Origin of the sequence: Bradyrhizobium sp. Bra78 (genome assembly GCF_024519855.1) — a bacterium.
Classification (GTDB): Bacteria; Pseudomonadota; Alphaproteobacteria; order Rhizobiales; family Xanthobacteraceae; genus Bradyrhizobium; species Bradyrhizobium japonicum_G.
On sequence record NZ_JALJRE010000015.1, the window covers coordinates 37,655 to 53,266 of the forward strand.

Consider the following 15,612-nt stretch of genomic DNA (forward strand, 5'->3'; position numbering starts at 1 on the left):
CGTTAAGGATCGATCGATGAAGGCTGGCCGATGAAAGGCTTCTGGCACGACGCCGCCGAGTTCTTCCCGATCCTGATGAGCGGCGTCGCGCTGACGATCGTCGTCACCATCGGCTCGCTGCTGCTCTCGACGGTGCTCGGCCTGATCTGGGCGATGATGCGGGTCTCCGGCATCAAGGCGCTGTCGATGCTCAGCGCCAGCCTGATCAACGTGATCCGGGGCATCCCGATCATCGTGCTCTTGTTCTACCTCTACTTCGTGATGCCCGATCTCGGCGTCACGCTCTCGGCGTTGCAGGCCGCGATCCTCGGTCTCGGCATCGCGTACTCGGCCTATCAGGCGGAAAACTTCCGTGCCGGCATCGAGGCGATCGACAAGGGCCAGATCGAGGCGGCGCAATCGATCGGCATGGGCTGGTGGCTCACCATGCGCCGTGTGGTGCTGCCGCAGGCGGTGCGTATCGTGCTGCCTCCCTACGGCAACGTCATGATCATGATGCTGAAGGATTCGTCGCAAGCCTCGACCATCACGGTCGCCGAGCTCGCGCTCCAGGGCAAGCTGATCGCGTCCTCGACCTTCAAGAACACCAGCGTGTTCACGCTGGTGGCGCTGATGTATCTCACCATGAGCATCCCGCTGATCCTGCTGGTTCGACACTTCGAGAAGCGGGCGGGCAAGAAATGATCGACCTCAACGACGTCCACAAGAGCTTTGGCGAGAACGAGGTGCTCAAGGGCATCACGGCGCGCGTCGAGAAAGGCGAGGTGGTCTGCATCGTCGGCCCGTCCGGCTCCGGCAAGTCCACGATTCTGCGTTGTATCAACGGTCTGGAAAGCTACGACCGCGGCGAGATCAACGTCGAGGGATTGAAGGTCGACCGCGATGCCGCCTCGATCGTGAAAGTCCGCACCCAGGTCTCGATGGTGTTCCAGCGCTTCAACCTGTTTCCGCACCGGACGGTGCTGGAGAACGTGGTCGAAGGTCCGCTCTATGTGAAGAAGGAGGCGCGCGCACAAGTGCTCGAGCGCGGCCGCGCGCTGCTCGCGCAAGTGGGCCTCGCCGAAAAGGCCGAGGCGCACCCGCCGGAGCTCTCGGGCGGCCAGCAGCAGCGCGTCGCGATCGCACGGGCGCTCGCGATGCAGCCCAAGGCTATCCTGTTCGACGAGCCGACGTCGGCGCTCGATCCTGAATTGGTCGGCGATGTCCTCGGCGTGATGCGCAAGCTCGCCGACGACGGCATGACCATGGTCGTCGTCACCCACGAGATGGGTTTTGCCCGCGACGTCGCCGACCGGGTGCTGTTCATCGACGGCGGCGTCATCGTCGAGCAGGGGCCGGCCAGGGCGCTGCTCAATCAACCCCAGCATCCGCGCACGCAGGACTTCTTGCGCCGCGTGCTGCATCCGCTCTGAACGGTCTCGCCATGCCGACGCGCCTGCCTCTGCCGCCTTCGCTCTATGCCGAGACCGCCGTCGCGCCGGTGGCCACGCCGCCGCTCGACGTCGACAAGACCGTTCCGGTCGCGATCGTCGGCGGCGGTTACACAGGCCTGTCCACAGCGTTGCATCTGGCCGAGCAGGGCGTCGAGGCACTGGTGCTGGAGGCGCAGGAGCCGGGCTGGGGCGCGTCGGGCAACAATGGCGGCCACACCAATCCCGGACTGAAGCACGACCCCGATCAGATCGAGGCCGATTTCGGCGCTGAGCTCGGCCGCCGCATGATCGAGTTCTCCTACGGCACCACGAATTTCACGCATGATTTGATCCGTCGCTACCAGATCCCGTGCGAGGCGCGGCAGAACGGCACGCTGCGCGCGGCCTATAACGAGGCCAGCGCCGCGGCGATCGACAAGACCGCGCAGCAATGTATCCGCCGCGGCATGCCGGTGAAGCTGCTCAACCGCGAGCAATTGCGCGAGATGACCGGCACCGATCGCTATCTCTGTGCGATGCTGGATTCCCGCGGCGGTGATCTGCATCCGCTGAGCTACGCCCGCGGCCTTGCGCGCGCCGCGATCTCCGCAGGCGCAAAGGTCCATGGCGAGACGCCGGCGCTGTCGCTGCGCCGTGAGGGCTCGCGATGGCGCATCGAAACGCCGCGCGCCGTGGTGCATGCCGACAAGGTGTTGCTCGCGACCAACGGGTTTACCGACGATCTCTGGCCGGGCCTCCGCCGCACCATCGTGCCGGTGTTTTCGTCGATCGCCGCCACCGCGCCGCTCTCAGACGAGATCGCCCGTTCGATCATGCCGACGCGCCCGGTGCTCTACGAAAGCGGCCATATCACGGTGTACTACCGCATCGATCAGCACAACCGCCTGTTGATGGGCGGCCGCGGCCCGATGCGCTGGATCAGCGCGCCGAACGATGTCGCCTATCTCATGCGTTATGCAGAACGGCTATGGCCGCAGCTCAAGGGCGTCGCCTGGACCCATGGCTGGAACAGCCGGCTCGCCATCACCAAGGATCACTATCCGCATGTGCACGAGCCGGCGGAAAACATCCTGATCTCGCTCGGCTGCAACGGCCGCGGCGTCGCGCTCTCGACCGCGATGGGCGCGCAGCTCGCCCGTCGGCTGATCGGCGGGCCCAAGGCCGGGATCGACATGCCCGTCACCGGCATCAAGCCGATCCCGATGCATGCCTTCTGGCCGGTGGGCGTGACGAGCGCCGTGATCGCAGGTCGCGTGCGCGACCGGCTGGGGATCTAAGGCGCAGTTGGATTTTCTTCTCGCCACGAAGCAGGTGCTCTCCCGCTTGCGGGAGAGGTTAAAGAGCCGGTGGCCCGATCTGGTGTAGTTTAACCTCAGCCTTCCGCGATCGCGTCGGCCCAAGGCTGAAAAATCTCGACCGCGCCTGTGTTGACGTCACCGTCACGCATCACCACGCTCGGGCAGGCGAACTTCATCGGCAGGGCCTGCACTTGTGTTTCCTCGTAGTCGAAGCGCGCCGCCAGGACTTTGCGCGCGTCGGCCGGCAGCCTGATATCGCCGATCACGGTCGCGCCTTCGCTGGCATCGATGCGCGGCTGATGGATTGCGGCATCGAGGTCCATGCCGAAATCCATCGCAAAGGACACGAGCTGCATCACCGAAGGCAGGATGCGGCGGCCGCCGGAGGCGCCGACCGCCAGCCGCTTGCCGTCCTCGATCTCGGCGATGACGGGCGTGTAGTTGGTGAGGCAGCGCTTGCCCGGGGCGAGCGAGTTGGTCGTGCCAGGCATCGGGTCGAACCACATGATGCCGTTGTTCATGGCAATGCCCGTGTGCGGCGTCACATATTTCGAGCCGAAGGACGAAAGCAGCGTCTGCGTCACCGCGGCGATGTTGCCGTGGCGGTCGACGACGGAGAAATGGGTGGTGCAGGCCGGCGCGAGATATTCGGCGCCGAGCGAGCGCTTGCCGTCGGCATCGCCCATGTCCTTGAGCCGCTCGCGATAGGCCGATTGCAAGGCGAGCGCATATTCGGCGTAGGCGGCTGCATCGGGCGCACCTGCCGGTTTCAGATTCTGCTGCAGAAGGCGGAGCGCATGTGCCAGCGTCGGTCCGGCTGTGAGCTCGGGCGTCGCAAATACCTTGCCGCCGCGGTAGGGGATCGCCAACGGCTCGCGCAGATGGGCGCGGAACGCGGCAAGATCCTCCACCGACAGCGCGCCGCCGTCGCCCCTGATGTCGGATGCGATGCTCCTGGCGAGATCGCCCTGGTAGAAATCACGCGGCCCGGCTTCGGCGAGGTGCGACAACGTCGCCTTCAAATTGTCCTGCGGCAGCCGAGTCTCGGACTTGATGCCCCACGGCGCGCTCGGCGGCAGGCCGTCCTTCAGGAACGCTGCCGCGCTCGCGGGATAGCGCCGAAGATCGGCCGCCGAGGCCGCGATCGTCAGCGTGGTCCACCAATCGGCCAGCAGGCCTTCGCCGGCGAGTGCGGCTGCCGGCGCGACCAGATCCTTCCATGGCAGCCTGGCGTGACGGCGATGCGCCTCCTCCATGCCGGCGACGACGCCGGGCACGGCGATCGAGCCGGGGCCATGGATGTTGCGGTCATCCTTCACCCGCTGCCAGGGGAACAGATCCGACGCTGCGCCTTCGCCGCTGAGCGGATAGTCGGCCATGCGCAGGCTCTGCGGCGCACACATGCCGTAGTCGATCACCTCGGTGCGATTTTCCCTGGCGCGGTAGAGCACCATCGCGCCGCCGCCGCCGATGCCGCTGTTCCAGGGCTCCAGCACGTTCAGCGCGAACGTGGTCGCGACGATCGCGTCGACGCAGTCACCGCCAGCCGCCAGCACCTGCGCTCCCACCTCGGCCGCCCGCCGCGATTGCGCGGCGACGATGCCGCCCTTGGACCTGACGGCGGGTTTGCGGATGGTCTGGGCGAGGCTGAACTGATGAGGCATGATGTTGTCTGCGTCTGGCTCTGTTGCGCGTCCCGATCGGCGGAGCGCTCGAACATTGGCACATCGCCGCTGACGAGAACATCCACGCGGCGAAGCGACATGGCAGGTGTGAAGCAGGCGCGGGATGGTGCGGCCGCGCACTTCTGCGACTGGCCCAAGACGTCGATGCCCGGGACAGGCCCGGGCATCACGAGTTTGCGAAGCGGTCAGCTGAAAAGGGAGGGCGAAGCCGCGGCGCTCAGCGCGCGCGATCCAGCCGGCTGGCTTGATACTTGGCGTGCCATTTCGGGCCGGGCCCGCGCATGTAGTGGAGCTCGGGCCGGTAGGGGGTGCCGGCGATCCGGATCAGCGTCTGCCATTTAGTGGCGACGAAGCTCAGGGGCTGGCGGAGCAGGCTCAGTGACGCGAGCAACATGGCATCACCTCAATGCGGCTTGCCGAGCATGGCGGTGAAGGGGAGATCGAAGATCTCCTCGCCGTCAGAGCCGCTGACATGGATCACCCAGTCGCGCCAATCTTCGGTGCCCGGCGTCAGGATCATCGTGTTCATGATCTGGGCGGCCCGGTCACGCGCCTCGGTCAGGCTGGCCACCGCGGTGCCGCTGCGATCGATCAGCGTGCCCTCGGTATTGGAGCAGTGGAAATAGACCTGGACCATATGCGTCTCCTATTGGGAGCGATTGGGACGGCAAACGGATACCATCCCAAGCCTTCGCGAAACATTCGGGTCGAACCCGGTAAGGGAATCTACGGAGATTGGTCGGCACCAAGACCCCTGCGGGTTTGATCACAAGGGGGTGTTGATCAACTGGACGGCGTTCCCATGACATGGAACAACTTTTGGCGGAAAGTCCAGGAGGCCGCCGTGAACCAGCTCACATTCTGGCGTGAACGCCGCTGCCTGCGGCTGTTTGCGGCGATCGTCGCTGGAGCGCTGCTCGGCCTTGCCTCGGGAGCCTCCTCCGAATCGGTGAGGAAAAGCGGCTACGCGATCGGCACCGAGACCTGCGGCGGTGCCGATCTGGTGTTTCCAAAAATCCAGATCGACATGAAGGCGGGATTTTGCGCCGGCCTTGTCGCCAGCGAAGAGGACCACCTCAAATTTCCGCGCGCGATCGTCCAGGTGCCGGGCCGCGACCTGTTCGTGGTCGCCGACATGGGCGGCTGGGGCCACACCGATGGCCGGCTGCTGCTGCTCGATCCGCATGCACCCCAGGGCCAGCGGTTCAAGGAGCTGCTGACGGGAATCGAATATCCGTTCGGCCTCGTGATCGGCCCGGACAAGAAGCTCTATGCTTCGACCGCGGAGACGATCTTCCGGTTCGATCCGCTCGCCGACAATCCGCGGAGCACGGTCGAGACCATCATCCGTCATATGCCCGGCCGTCGGATCACGTTGCCCGACGGCACCAGGCTCGACGAGAGCGCGCATCCGCTCAAGCAGTTCGTCTTTGACAAGAACGGGCGGCTGTTCGTCAATGTCGGCTCGCACAGCGACGATTGCATCACGCCGGCGCCGATCACAAAACCCTGCGCGGCCGCAGAGGGCGCCTCCGCTATGGCATCGATCTGGCTGTTCACGCCGCCCGCGGGCGGCATCTTCGCGGCGTTGAAGCCGAACGATCCGGATCCGCCGCACAGCGTCTATGCGCGCGGTCTGCGCAATTCGATGGCCCTGGTGCTGCATCCGAACTTCCCCGATGCCGGCTACGCCTTCCTCCAGGGCGAGAATGGCCGCGACCTGCCCGACATCTTCAAGCCGAACGAGGAGATCAACGCGATCGAGCAGGGCAGGCATTACGGCTGGCCCTATTGCTACGATTTGTCGACGCCGAGTCCCGAATTCAGGAGCGTGCTGCAATCCGGCATCTACAAATCGCTCTGCACGACCAACGCGCTCTACAAGGCGCCGTTCTCGCTGATGCCGCCGCACGGCGCGCCGCTGGCGATGCTGTATTATCACGGCGCCAAATTTCCGGAGCTCGAGGGCAAGCTGCTGGTCGGCCTGCACGGCTATCGCCCGACCGGCAGCCGTGTCCTCGTCTACGACGTCGACGATCACGGCTTCCCGAATACCGTCCCGGCGCCGGTGCGCTACCACGTCAGTTGCGCGGCCGACCCGACCCACAGCTTTCAGACCGACGCCGGGGAGGTGGCTGCTGCTCCGTTCGAGGAGCTGATCGCCGGCTGGCACCGCGTCAACGGTACGCGGCCGCAGGGCGCCCCGGTCGGCATGACAGTTGCGGAGGACGGCGCGATCTGGCTGGTCGAGGACAAGAACCAGACCGTGATCCGGATCGATCGCGCCACGGGCGATGCGCCGCCGCCGCTGCCCTGCGACACGCGCAGCCAGATGCTGATCGACCGGCTCGCGGCCTTCGTTGCCGGGGACGCGCAGAACAGCATCCGGCTCACCACGCTGCGCAAGGGCCTCGTCGAAAAACACTGCGTCGGCTGCCATTCCGATTTCGGCCTGAAGTCAGGGCAATCGGACGCGGAGAAGGATGCAACGGTGCTGCGCTTCATGCTGTCGCAGGACGGCTGGATCTATCCCGGCGATCCCGACTCCGGCAGGCTGCGCACGCGGCTGCGCGGTCTCGGCGCCGAGAAGTTGATGCCGCCGGGCGGCGAAAGCCTGCCGAAGACCGAGCCTGGCTACACGCGCCTGCTCGACACGGTGGATCTGCTGGTTGCGAAAATGGTTCCGGGCACGCGGATGCGGATCAGGCCGGGTCCGCCGCAGCGCAAGTTCTTCAGCAAATCCAACACGGAATGCGGCGAAATACCGGCCGCCAAGGTCGTCGTCGTGACACAAAGGAACGCTGTAGACAAACCCGGCTTCAGCCGCTTCTTCCGGCCGGCCGATCCCTATCTGAACGGCGAGTGCAGCGACGACGATGGCTATTACATCCGGCAGGAATTTCTGGTGCCTGTGCAGTAGCATCCTGCTCATCGCGACGCTGCCGGCCGCTGCCGAAACCAAGTTGTTCGACAGCGTGCAGGTGACGCCCGCCAGCGAATATACCTTCGGTATCGAAGGACCCGCCGCCGATCTCGATGGCAATCTGTTCGTCGTCAATCTCGGCAAGCCCGGCACCATCGGCAGGCTGCCGGCGGGCGGTACGGCCTCGGAGCTGTTCACGACACTTCCCGAAGGCAGCGTCGGCAACGCGATCCGTTTCGATCGGAACGGCGCGATGTTCATCGCCGACTACAAGAAGCACAACATCTTCACCATTCCGAAGGGAAGCGCCGAGCCTGCCGTCTGGTTTCACTCCGACGAGATGAACCAGCCCAACGACATCACGGTCGCCCATGACGGCACGGTCTATGCGAGCGACCCGAACTGGAAGGGTCGGGAAGGCCACATCTGGCGCATCGCCAAATCTGCTGACGGCGCGGTGCAGGGGCAGGTCATGTCGGCGCCGCGCGCGATGGGCACCACCAACGGCATCGACCTCAGCCCGGACGGCAAGACGCTCTATGTCGGCGAATCCAGCAGCGGCCAGATCTGGTCCTACACGATCAACGGCAACGAGCTCGCGAGCGCAAAGCTGGTGAAGGCGTTTCAGCCCGACACCGTCGACGGGCTGCGCACCGACGTGGCCGGCCGTCTCTATGTCGCGCGCATCCTCAAAGGCACGATCGCGCTGATGAAGCCCAACGGCGCGGTCGAGCGCGAGATTGCGCTTAGGGCCAGGGAGCCCACCAACCTCGCCTTCGGCGGCAGCGACGGCAAGACCGTTTTCGTCACCCAGCGCCAGGGCGGCTTCATCGAGTCCTTCCGCACCGACCAGCAGGGCCGCGAGCACTGCCTGCAGCGCGGGCGCTGCTAGAAAAGGCGCGGCATTGTTCTTGCTTGCATCTGGCCGCCGCAGGGATTTAGACATCTGTGGACATCGTCGAAGAGCACGCGACCACGGAGTGTTTGAGTGAAAGCCGTCCATACCGAACTGCATCGCAGCCACGATCCGCAATTCTTCCTGGTCCGCGGTGTCGTCAAGCGCACCACCGAGCAGCCCGAGCGTGCCGACCGGCTGCTCAAGGGGCTCAAGGACGGCAAGCATCAACTGGTCGAGCCGACCACATTCGGGCAGGGGCCGCGTGCGCGAGTCCACAGTCCGGAATATCTGTCGTTCCTGAGCGAGGCCTGGGATGCCTGGACCGCGCTCGGCGATTCCGGCCCGGAGATGATCGGCAACATCCATCCCGTGCGTCATGCCGCGACCTATCCGACCCACATCGTCGGCAAGCTCGGCTGGCACACCGCCGACACCGCGGCGCCGATCGGCCGGGGCACCTGGGCGGCGGCATGCGCCGCGACCGACGTCGCGGTCACGGCGGCACAGCTGGTGATGGACGGCGAGGATGCGACCTATGCGCTCTGCCGACCGCCCGGCCATCACGCCTATCGCGACATGGCCGGCGGCTTCTGCTTCCTCAACAACAGCGCGATTGCGGCGGCACATCTGCGGCAGAGGCACGAGCGCGTCGTGATCCTCGACGTCGACGTCCACCACGGCAACGGCACGCAGGGAATCTTCTACGCGCGGCCCGATGTGTACACGATCTCGATCCATGCCGATCCGACCGCGTATTACCCGTTCGTGTGGGGCTATGCGCATGAGCGCGGCGAGGGCGAGGGGCGCGGCACCAATCTCAACATTCCCCTCGCCATCGGCACTGGCGACGAGGGCTACATCCAGGCCTTGGATGTCGCGCGCAAGGCGATCGAATCCTTTGCGCCCGGCGCCCTCGTCATCGCGCTAGGCCTCGACGCCTCCGAGCACGATCCGCTGCGCGGCCTCGCCGTTACCACGCCCGGCTTCCGCCGCATCGGCCAGGCCATCGCCAAGATGGGCCTGCCGACCGTGTTCGTGCAGGAGGGCGGCTATCTCTCGGATATTCTGGGCGCCAATCTGACCTCGGTGCTGGCAGGATTCGAAGAGGCGCGCTGAGGCTCGCCTCTCCCTGCCCTGCGAAGAAAAGCGTGGCGTAACGCTCGCCTGCGGCCATCCTTCGAGACGCCCGCCCAGGGCGGCGTCATTCGGCTGCTTCCTGCAGCGGCCATGCATTGCGGATAATGGGAAGGCCGCCGGCGGCGCGGGAGCCGTCGGCAATCGCCAGACGATGCGAGGGCGACGGCGAGCACAGCGAGAAGCGCCAGCCGTCCGGATCGTCGGCGATATCGGGCTTGAAGCTGATCTCGATGGCCTCGCGCGACACCTGCATCGCGAAAGCGTCGAGCGGCAAATTGAGGCCGAAACCCCTGGCCTTCAGATAGGCTTCCTTCAGCGTCCAATAGTCGAAGAAGCGCTCGATCGCGGCGGGCTCCGGCAGTCCGCGCAGCGTTTCGACCTCTTCCGGCGCGAAGAACCGAAGCGCCGTCGACAGCGGAGCCACCCGCCGCGATACGGTTTCGACGTCGACGCCGACGGCTTCGTGCCTGGACACGACACAGGCGACGCAGCCGTCCGCGTGGGACAGGCTGAAATACAGCGCGGCCGAGGTCTTGGGCGCTGCGACGAACGGCCGCCCGTAGCGGCCGGCCCCGAACGACCAGTCAGAGGGCGCGACATCGGGCGCGGCCCGGGACAGCGCCAGGCGCAACATCGCATGCGCGAAAATATATTGCCGGCGATGCCGCTCGAACATGAAGCGGTCAGCCCGGACCCGTTCGTCGACCGAGAGCAGATGTCGACACGCATCGACCGCGCCCGGCGCGTCGATCGTCTCGATCAGTCCGACAAACAGTTCAATTCTGTCGTCTGCCATCAATCGGGCCTTTGGCGTCAGGCAGAGGCTGGATCCCCGGTCCCGACGGAAGAATCAACTGAGCAAAAATCAACCAGGCGAACCGCTTCTAGCGGTCCACCCGGGCGAATTCTTGTCGATTTGCAGGCCGGTTTACAGATGCAAGCTTGTGCGAGACCCCAACTCGGCAAGCGAGCCGCCAATGTCCGTAAACTGAAGCCCAAGGTTCGTGCGGCGTCCCGGCCGTCGAGCCTTACTTCTTTTTGGCCTTGTTGAACCCGCCCAGCACGAAAAGGCTGGCGTCGATGTCCTTGATGTGGCTTGACGAGCTGCCCTTGGCAAATTTGATGAAGCCCATAAAACTCCCCCGGTAGAAAATAATCGTCCAAATCAAAACGTGGGAACAATCTTGCGTGCTGGCGTCAAAGAATCAAGACGCAACTTGATCATACACAGCTTTGGCGAGCGAACCCGTATTCGCACGTGCTTTGCAGCCGGTCTCGCGCTCCTTGTGTATCGGTGACAGCCAGGGCCGGTCGATCGGCAGCATCGGCTGCCCTCGCGCGCAGCACGATGCGGATCGCGGAAGCTTCGTTTCGCTTTACCTTGATTCGAATCGTGAGTTTCCAGCATCTCCCGCTGTCGCTATGAGTGCGGCTTGATTATTCGAGCGCGCGCCATGCATTCCGTTGCCCTGCTGACCGCCAGCTACGCCAAGGATATCGAGCGCTTTTCGCTGCTCAGCGAGAGCATCGACACCTGGCTCTCGGGATACACGCGGCATTATGTTCTCGTTAACGATGAGGACGTGCCGCTGTTCGAGCGGTTCGCTTCCGACAAGCGCGTCATCGTTCCGGCCTCGCGTTACCTGCCGAAATGGCTCTGGGCGTTGCCCCCGGCGCTCCAGTTCATCAGCAAGCGGCGCGTCTGGCTGTCGCTGCTGTCGTCGCCCGTCCATGGCTGGCACATCCAGCAGATCCTGAAGATCGCCGGCGTCCTCAACGCGCCGGAGCAGCGCGTCTGCATCCTGGATTCGGACAATCTTTTCTTTCGTGAATTCGACGTCGGTCAATATGCCGGCGCTGAGAAGACGCCGCTGTTCGTCACGCGCAGCGGGATCGACGCCGATCACCCCTTGCATGTCCTGTGGCTCCGCACCGTCGACCAGCTCCTCGGCGTGAAGGACAGGTCCTTCCCCGCGGACGACTATGTCGGCAACGCGCTGGTCTGGGACAAGGACACCGCGCGTGCGATGACCGACGCGATCAAGTCGGCGACGGGACTGAACTGGGTCCTGGCGCTGTGCCGGAAGAAGAAGTTCTCGGAATATCTGCTCTATGGCCATTTCGTCGCGAGCTCGTCCGCGCATCTGGCCACCCACCGGGTCACGGAAGACAGCATCGCCGCATCGCATTGGGACGACACCCGGCTCGACCGCCCGGCGATCGAAGCGATGATGGGTGCCGCCTCGCCCGAGCAGGTCGCGCTCTGCATCCAGTCCTATTCGTCGACCTCGGTCGACGACATCCGCGACGTGTTCCGCCTCAGCTCGCGCGATCGCCGCGCTCCGAGCCTGTCTCCTGAAGATATGGGAGCCGCAGCCGAATTCGAATTACCGACGAAGACGCGCTAAGGCCGCGTCCTCAAACGTCCCTCGTGAACTTGCTGATCACGTCCATGAACGGCTTCGGCTTGAACTCGCCGTCGAGCGGCAAAGGGCGGTTGGGCTGCTTGTCCGCGCGGGCAAAGGTGCCGTTGATCCAGCTGTAACGGTCCGAGAGGCCCCAGGTCAGGATCGAACGCACCGGGCCGCTGGTCGAGATCGCGGTCAAGAGATCATCGACGCGCTTGGCGACGACGACGTCGCGCTCCGCCGGGGTCCCCGTCAGCTTCTGGTCGTCGACGTCGAGCTCGGTGACGAGCACATCGAGACCCCAGGAGCGCAGCTCGGTGACGAATTCGGCAAGCCCGTGCGTGTCGATCTCGAGCTCGGCGTGCAGATGCGATTGCAGGCCCACGGCGTGCAGCGGCACGCCCTGGTCGAGCAGGTCCATGATGAGAGTGCGGTAAGCCGCGCGCTTCGCAATGAATGAGTCCTTCGCCGACTCGATGTCATATTCGTTGATCGCAAGCTTCACGAAAGGATCGGCCGCGGCGGCGGTGCGGAAGGCCAGCGGAATCCAGCCGTTGCCCAGATGCTGCGTCCAGAACGTGTCGCGCCGGTCTTTCGGGCTGCGGGGATTGTCCGGGATCGGCTCGTTGACCACGTCCCACGACGTCAGCTTGTCCTTGTAATAGGAAACGACGGTGCCGATGTGATCGACGTAGGCGCGCTCGACGCCTTTGGAATCCTTGATCTGCTTGGTCCAGTCCGGAATGTCGTGATACCAGGCGAGCGCATGGCCGCGCATCGTCAGATCGTTCTGCCGGGCGAAATCCAGGATCGCATCGGCGCGTTCGAAGGCGAAGGTGTGCGCGTTCGGACGGAGCATCGGCCATTTCAGCTCGAGCACCGGAACCACCTGCGTGCAATAGGTGCTGATGGCTTCGCCGAGCCGCGGATCGGCCTGCAGGTCCCAGAGCGTGGCCGCGGCGCCAAATCCCGGTCGGCGCTGGGCGAGCTTCGACGCCGGCGCCGCGGACGCCGATGTGCCCGCCGCGAGTGCGGCAGCGCTGCCGAGGAGAAATTCGCGTCTGTCGAGCCTGGTCACGGCATTCCTTTGGGAACCAATGCGCCAACGTACCAAGCGGCGCCTCGCAATGCGGGGGTTTTGCTTTGTTGGGTTAACCTTTGCCATCGACGAGTCATCGTTGCGTTCGGCGGTCGCGCCCTTCCGATCAGGGAAGGGCAAATTTAACGCTAACCGACGAAATCCCGGGGGCTGTCTCATTCGCCGCCCGATTTGCAGACTTATGTGACACTCTTGAGCGATGCTGCAGCGCAATTCGCCCGTCCCGCCAAGGTCCAATTGATCAACGGCCGTCACACTCGCAACCATGTTGCCGGTCCCGTGCTCGCATGCTGAACCGCCATTTCTCGATTTACCTCGTCGCCTACATCCTGCCCGCGGCGGTGGGCTTCTTCGCCGTCACGGCTTACACGCGGCTGCTGACGCCGGCGGAGTACGGCGTCTATGTCGTCGGCATCAGCCTGGCCGGCATTCTCGGCGCGATCTTCTTTGCCTGGATCAAGCTGTCGGTGTCGCGCTATCAGGCGATGTCGGCCGAGGTGGATTTTCGCGGCACGGCGATGGTCGCCTTCGCGCTCACCGTTGCAGTGCTCTGCGCCACCACGCCGCTGGTCTTCCTGTTCCGCAGCGACGTCAGTGTCGGGCTGTTGCTCGCCAGCATGTTCGTCGCGATCACGGCGAATGCCGTCGATGTCGGCCAGGAGTTCGAACGCGCCAAATTGCGTCCCTATAGGTTCGCGGCGATCTCGATCGTGCGCAGCGTGGCCAGCGTCGGCTTTGGCCTGCTCGGCATCTGGCTCGGCTGGGGTGGATTGGGACTGCTGGCCGCGTTCGGCCTGGGGTCGCTCACCGGGATCATCCTCAATCTGATCGGCGACCGCACCAGGATCGCACGATTCCAGCGCAGCCAGTTCATGCAGCTCGCGCGCTACGGCTTGCCGCTGACGCTGGCCGGATTGTCCGTCGCGGTTTATTCGGCCTGCGACCGGCTCATCGTCGCTTATCTGCTGGGCAAGGACGCCGCCGGCATCTTCGGCGTTGCCGCCGATCTGCCGCGCCAGTTCATGGTCATGATCGCCTCCAGCGTCGCCGCGGCGACCGTGCCGCTGGTGTTCCGGTCATTGTCGGAGAAAAACGACGAGACGACGCGGGAGCGGCTGACCGAGAGCCTCGAACTTCTGCTCGTCGTCGTCGCGCCCGTCGCGGTCTGGCTTGCGCTTGCAGCAGACCAGGTCGCCGGCACGCTGGTCGGCGTCGACTTCCGCGCCGGCGTGTCGGCGCTGCTGCCGATCCTGGTGCTCGCGCGCTTCTTCGGCATCGCCAATCAATTCTACGTGCAGATCAGCTTCCAGCTCGCCGAGCGGCCTTTCATGCTCGCGGCGCAATCGTTCCTCACGCTGGTGGTCAGCGTGGCGTTGATGTTCGCGCTGGTCTCCGGTTACGGCCTCCACGGTGCGGCGCTGGCGACGCTCGCGACCGAAGCGATCGGCTTCGTCGTGGCCGTCGTCCTGATGCAGCGCGCCCATCCCGTGCCGTTCGACTTCAATCGCCTCGCTGGCGTTGCCGTCGCCGCTGCGGCGATGGCAGCTGCGATCCTCGTTGCACGATCGCAGGCCAACGGCACCGGCCTCGTATCGCTTGTGGTCGTGAGCCTCGCCGGCGGGCTCGCTTATGCCGCTGCGGCGTGGCTTCTCAACGTCGCGAACGTTCGCACGCTGTCGCTGCGTGTTCTGCGAACCTTCAATCGGAAGGCACTGGGCGTCTAGCCGCGATGTCCGACCAGGCCGTCGGGCCGGGCCCCGGGTGGGAACTTCGCTCCAGCTGAGCAATATTGACCAGTAACTTCGGACCCGGCGGCTCATGCTGGGGTCATCACCGCCCTTATCGGTATCTATCGGTGACTGGGAGTGCTGTCACGCTCCCGCCAGGCCTCGAGGGTGAATCGCATGCATGTGCAACATTCCCGCTCATCCGGTCCGCCATCTGCATCAAGCCTGCAGCCGCGCTGTCCCAGGTGCGGCGAACACATGACCTTGGCGAGGATGCCCGGCTCGCCCGCGTTTGACATCGGAACGTTCGCATGCGCCGGCTGCCATCAACTGCGCGCCGCCATGGTCGAAGCCGATCCGATGACATCGGCCGCGGTTCTCTGGTTCGCCAGTTACGATCTGAGGCCGCCGACCTGAACGAGGGCCACCGATTGGAGGACCTGGAAGAATACATCCACCGCGAAAACCTGAGAAGCTTCAGAAGGCGGCTCGATCTGGCCAAAGACGACGCCCGGCGGCTATGGCTCCTGGAGCGGCTGGCCGAGGAAGAGGCGAGGGGCCGGGATGCGTCCCGATAGGTGGTTGCCGGCGGGCGAGTTGGTCGGCCATACGCTCGACGCCTCGGGTGCCGACAAGCGTCTCGACCGGGACAGCGAAGCGCTGCTCTTCGTCCGGGGGCCGCCGGAATCTGACGAGCCCGGAAACCGTCCCGCACAGCAAACCGTCCCGCACAGCAAAGGCAGCCATCTATTGCAGCGGCGACCGCCTCCCGGTCGCAGCATCGTAGACTAGGATTTGCAACATCGGGAACCTGCCGAGCAACTCGCCCCCGGCTGCTCGGGCAGCCGTTTCGCTGTCGTAACGGGTCTTGAAGTGACCATCGACCACAAGGGAGAAGCCATCGGCCGGTGCTACGTCGGCCCTTTGAATGGCTCTCGGCTCGATCTCGTCGACTTGCGTGGTCGGCGTTTTCATGGAGTACCTTCATATCGTTGCGGAGACGG

The 15,612-nt window shown here is 64.9% G+C and carries 15 protein-coding genes; 9 read left to right on the forward strand and 6 right to left on the reverse strand.

Translation table 11 applies throughout. The annotated features are described in order from the left end of the window. The first annotated feature begins 30 nt into the window (after nt 1-30). Genes OC450_RS28155 through OC450_RS28165 form a run of 3 tightly spaced genes read left to right on the forward strand, consistent with a single transcriptional unit; the run spans nt 31 to nt 2,710 of the window. Nucleotides 31-684 (forward strand): amino acid ABC transporter permease, encoded by a 654-nt coding sequence (locus OC450_RS28155; RefSeq protein WP_211381754.1) that lies wholly within the window; start codon nt 31-33, stop codon nt 682-684. Beyond that, nucleotides 681-1,412, forward strand: a complete 732-nt coding sequence (locus OC450_RS28160) for an amino acid ABC transporter ATP-binding protein (protein ID WP_211381755.1) — start codon at nt 681-683, stop codon at nt 1,410-1,412. The genes OC450_RS28155 and OC450_RS28160 overlap by 4 nt, the downstream gene beginning before the upstream one ends. 11 nt (nt 1,413-1,423) lie before the next feature. Beyond that, nucleotides 1,424-2,710 (forward strand): NAD(P)/FAD-dependent oxidoreductase, encoded by a 1,287-nt coding sequence (locus OC450_RS28165; RefSeq protein WP_262049061.1) that lies wholly within the window; start codon nt 1,424-1,426, stop codon nt 2,708-2,710. A 95-nt stretch (nt 2,711-2,805) separates the two neighbouring features. Here OC450_RS28165 and OC450_RS28170 read toward each other — a convergent pair whose 3' ends face one another. The 3 genes from OC450_RS28170 to OC450_RS28180 form a co-directional block, all read right to left on the reverse strand. After that, complete coding sequence (locus OC450_RS28170) at nt 2,806-4,395, reverse strand: gamma-glutamyltransferase family protein (RefSeq protein WP_262049062.1); 1,590 nt, start codon at nt 4,393-4,395, stop codon at nt 2,806-2,808. A 238-nt stretch (nt 4,396-4,633) separates the two neighbouring features. Continuing rightward, on the reverse strand, nt 4,634-4,810 hold the full coding sequence (locus OC450_RS28175; RefSeq protein WP_211381758.1) for a hypothetical protein: 177 nt from the start codon (nt 4,808-4,810) through the stop codon (nt 4,634-4,636). A 9-nt stretch (nt 4,811-4,819) separates the two neighbouring features. After that, nucleotides 4,820-5,053 carry a DUF6894 family protein gene (locus OC450_RS28180; protein ID WP_211381759.1) on the reverse strand — a complete coding sequence of 78 codons (234 nt, stop codon included), beginning with the start codon at nt 5,051-5,053 and terminating at the stop codon, nt 4,820-4,822. Nucleotides 5,054-5,260: 207 nt separating this feature from the next. Here OC450_RS28180 and OC450_RS28185 point away from each other — a divergent pair, with 207 nt between their 5' ends. The 3 genes from OC450_RS28185 (at nt 5,261) to OC450_RS28195 (ending at nt 9,353) form a co-directional block, all read left to right on the forward strand. Beyond that, a complete protein-coding gene (locus OC450_RS28185; protein WP_262049063.1) occupies nt 5,261-7,336 on the forward strand; it encodes a PQQ-dependent sugar dehydrogenase in 2,076 nt (691 codons plus the stop codon). Then, on the forward strand, nt 7,293-8,231 hold the full coding sequence (locus tag OC450_RS28190) for an SMP-30/gluconolactonase/LRE family protein (protein WP_211381761.1): 939 nt from the start codon (nt 7,293-7,295) through the stop codon (nt 8,229-8,231). Before OC450_RS28185 ends, OC450_RS28190 begins: the two co-directional genes overlap by 44 nt. A gap of 96 nt (nt 8,232-8,327) precedes the next feature. Next, nucleotides 8,328-9,353 carry a histone deacetylase family protein gene (locus OC450_RS28195; protein WP_262049064.1) on the forward strand — a complete coding sequence of 342 codons (1,026 nt, stop codon included), beginning with the start codon at nt 8,328-8,330 and terminating at the stop codon, nt 9,351-9,353. Nucleotides 9,354-9,438: 85 nt separating this feature from the next. Here OC450_RS28195 and OC450_RS28200 read toward each other — a convergent pair whose 3' ends face one another. After that, a complete protein-coding gene (locus OC450_RS28200) occupies nt 9,439-10,170 on the reverse strand; it encodes a 4'-phosphopantetheinyl transferase family protein (RefSeq protein ID WP_211381763.1) in 732 nt (243 codons plus the stop codon). Nucleotides 10,171-10,828: 658 nt separating this feature from the next. On the opposite strand from OC450_RS28200, the gene OC450_RS28205 reads away from it, so the two are divergent. Continuing rightward, on the forward strand, nt 10,829-11,782 hold the full coding sequence (locus tag OC450_RS28205) for a DUF6492 family protein (protein ID WP_262049065.1): 954 nt from the start codon (nt 10,829-10,831) through the stop codon (nt 11,780-11,782). A 10-nt stretch (nt 11,783-11,792) separates the two neighbouring features. Here the strand turns inward: OC450_RS28205 and OC450_RS28210 are convergent, their stop codons facing one another. Further along, nucleotides 11,793-12,860: an endo-1,4-beta-xylanase gene (locus OC450_RS28210; protein WP_211381765.1), complete on the reverse strand. Its 1,068-nt coding sequence runs from the start codon at nt 12,858-12,860 to the stop codon at nt 11,793-11,795. A 308-nt stretch (nt 12,861-13,168) separates the two neighbouring features. On the opposite strand from OC450_RS28210, the gene OC450_RS28215 reads away from it, so the two are divergent. Then, nucleotides 13,169-14,605 carry a lipopolysaccharide biosynthesis protein gene (locus tag OC450_RS28215; protein WP_211381766.1) on the forward strand — a complete coding sequence of 479 codons (1,437 nt, stop codon included), beginning with the start codon at nt 13,169-13,171 and terminating at the stop codon, nt 14,603-14,605. Nucleotides 14,606-14,919: 314 nt separating this feature from the next. Next, entirely contained in the window at nt 14,920-15,186 is a 267-nt protein-coding gene (locus tag OC450_RS28220; RefSeq protein WP_256809126.1) for a hypothetical protein, read from the forward strand. A 169-nt stretch (nt 15,187-15,355) separates the two neighbouring features. Here the strand turns inward: OC450_RS28220 and OC450_RS28225 are convergent, their stop codons facing one another. Continuing rightward, entirely contained in the window at nt 15,356-15,583 is a 228-nt protein-coding gene (locus OC450_RS28225) for a hypothetical protein (RefSeq protein WP_211381768.1), read from the reverse strand. Nucleotides 15,584-15,612: the final 29 nt, after the last annotated feature.

Bases quoted from the DNA above. Each gene is read 5' to 3' on its own strand.
- OC450_RS28180 (WP_211381759.1), bottom strand. From the start codon at position 5,053: ATGGTCCAGGTCTATTTCCACTGCTCCAATACCGAGGGCACGCTGATC.
- OC450_RS28220 (WP_256809126.1), top strand. From the start codon at position 14,920: ATGCGCCGGCTGCCATCAACTGCGCGCCGCCATGGTCGAAGCCGATCC.
- OC450_RS28225 (WP_211381768.1), bottom strand. From the start codon at position 15,583: ATGAAAACGCCGACCACGCAAGTCGACGAGATCGAGCCGAGAGCCATT.
- OC450_RS28160 (WP_211381755.1), top strand. From the start codon at position 681: ATGATCGACCTCAACGACGTCCACAAGAGCTTTGGCGAGAACGAGGTG.
- OC450_RS28175 (WP_211381758.1), bottom strand. From the start codon at position 4,810: ATGTTGCTCGCGTCACTGAGCCTGCTCCGCCAGCCCCTGAGCTTCGTC.
- OC450_RS28165 (WP_262049061.1), top strand. From the start codon at position 1,424: ATGCCGACGCGCCTGCCTCTGCCGCCTTCGCTCTATGCCGAGACCGCC.
- OC450_RS28170 (WP_262049062.1), bottom strand. From the start codon at position 4,395: ATGCCTCATCAGTTCAGCCTCGCCCAGACCATCCGCAAACCCGCCGTC.
- OC450_RS28205 (WP_262049065.1), top strand. From the start codon at position 10,829: ATGCATTCCGTTGCCCTGCTGACCGCCAGCTACGCCAAGGATATCGAG.
- OC450_RS28190 (WP_211381761.1), top strand. From the start codon at position 7,293: ATGGCTATTACATCCGGCAGGAATTTCTGGTGCCTGTGCAGTAGCATC.
- OC450_RS28155 (WP_211381754.1), top strand. From the start codon at position 31: ATGAAAGGCTTCTGGCACGACGCCGCCGAGTTCTTCCCGATCCTGATG.
- OC450_RS28215 (WP_211381766.1), top strand. From the start codon at position 13,169: ATGCTGAACCGCCATTTCTCGATTTACCTCGTCGCCTACATCCTGCCC.
- OC450_RS28200 (WP_211381763.1), bottom strand. From the start codon at position 10,170: ATGGCAGACGACAGAATTGAACTGTTTGTCGGACTGATCGAGACGATC.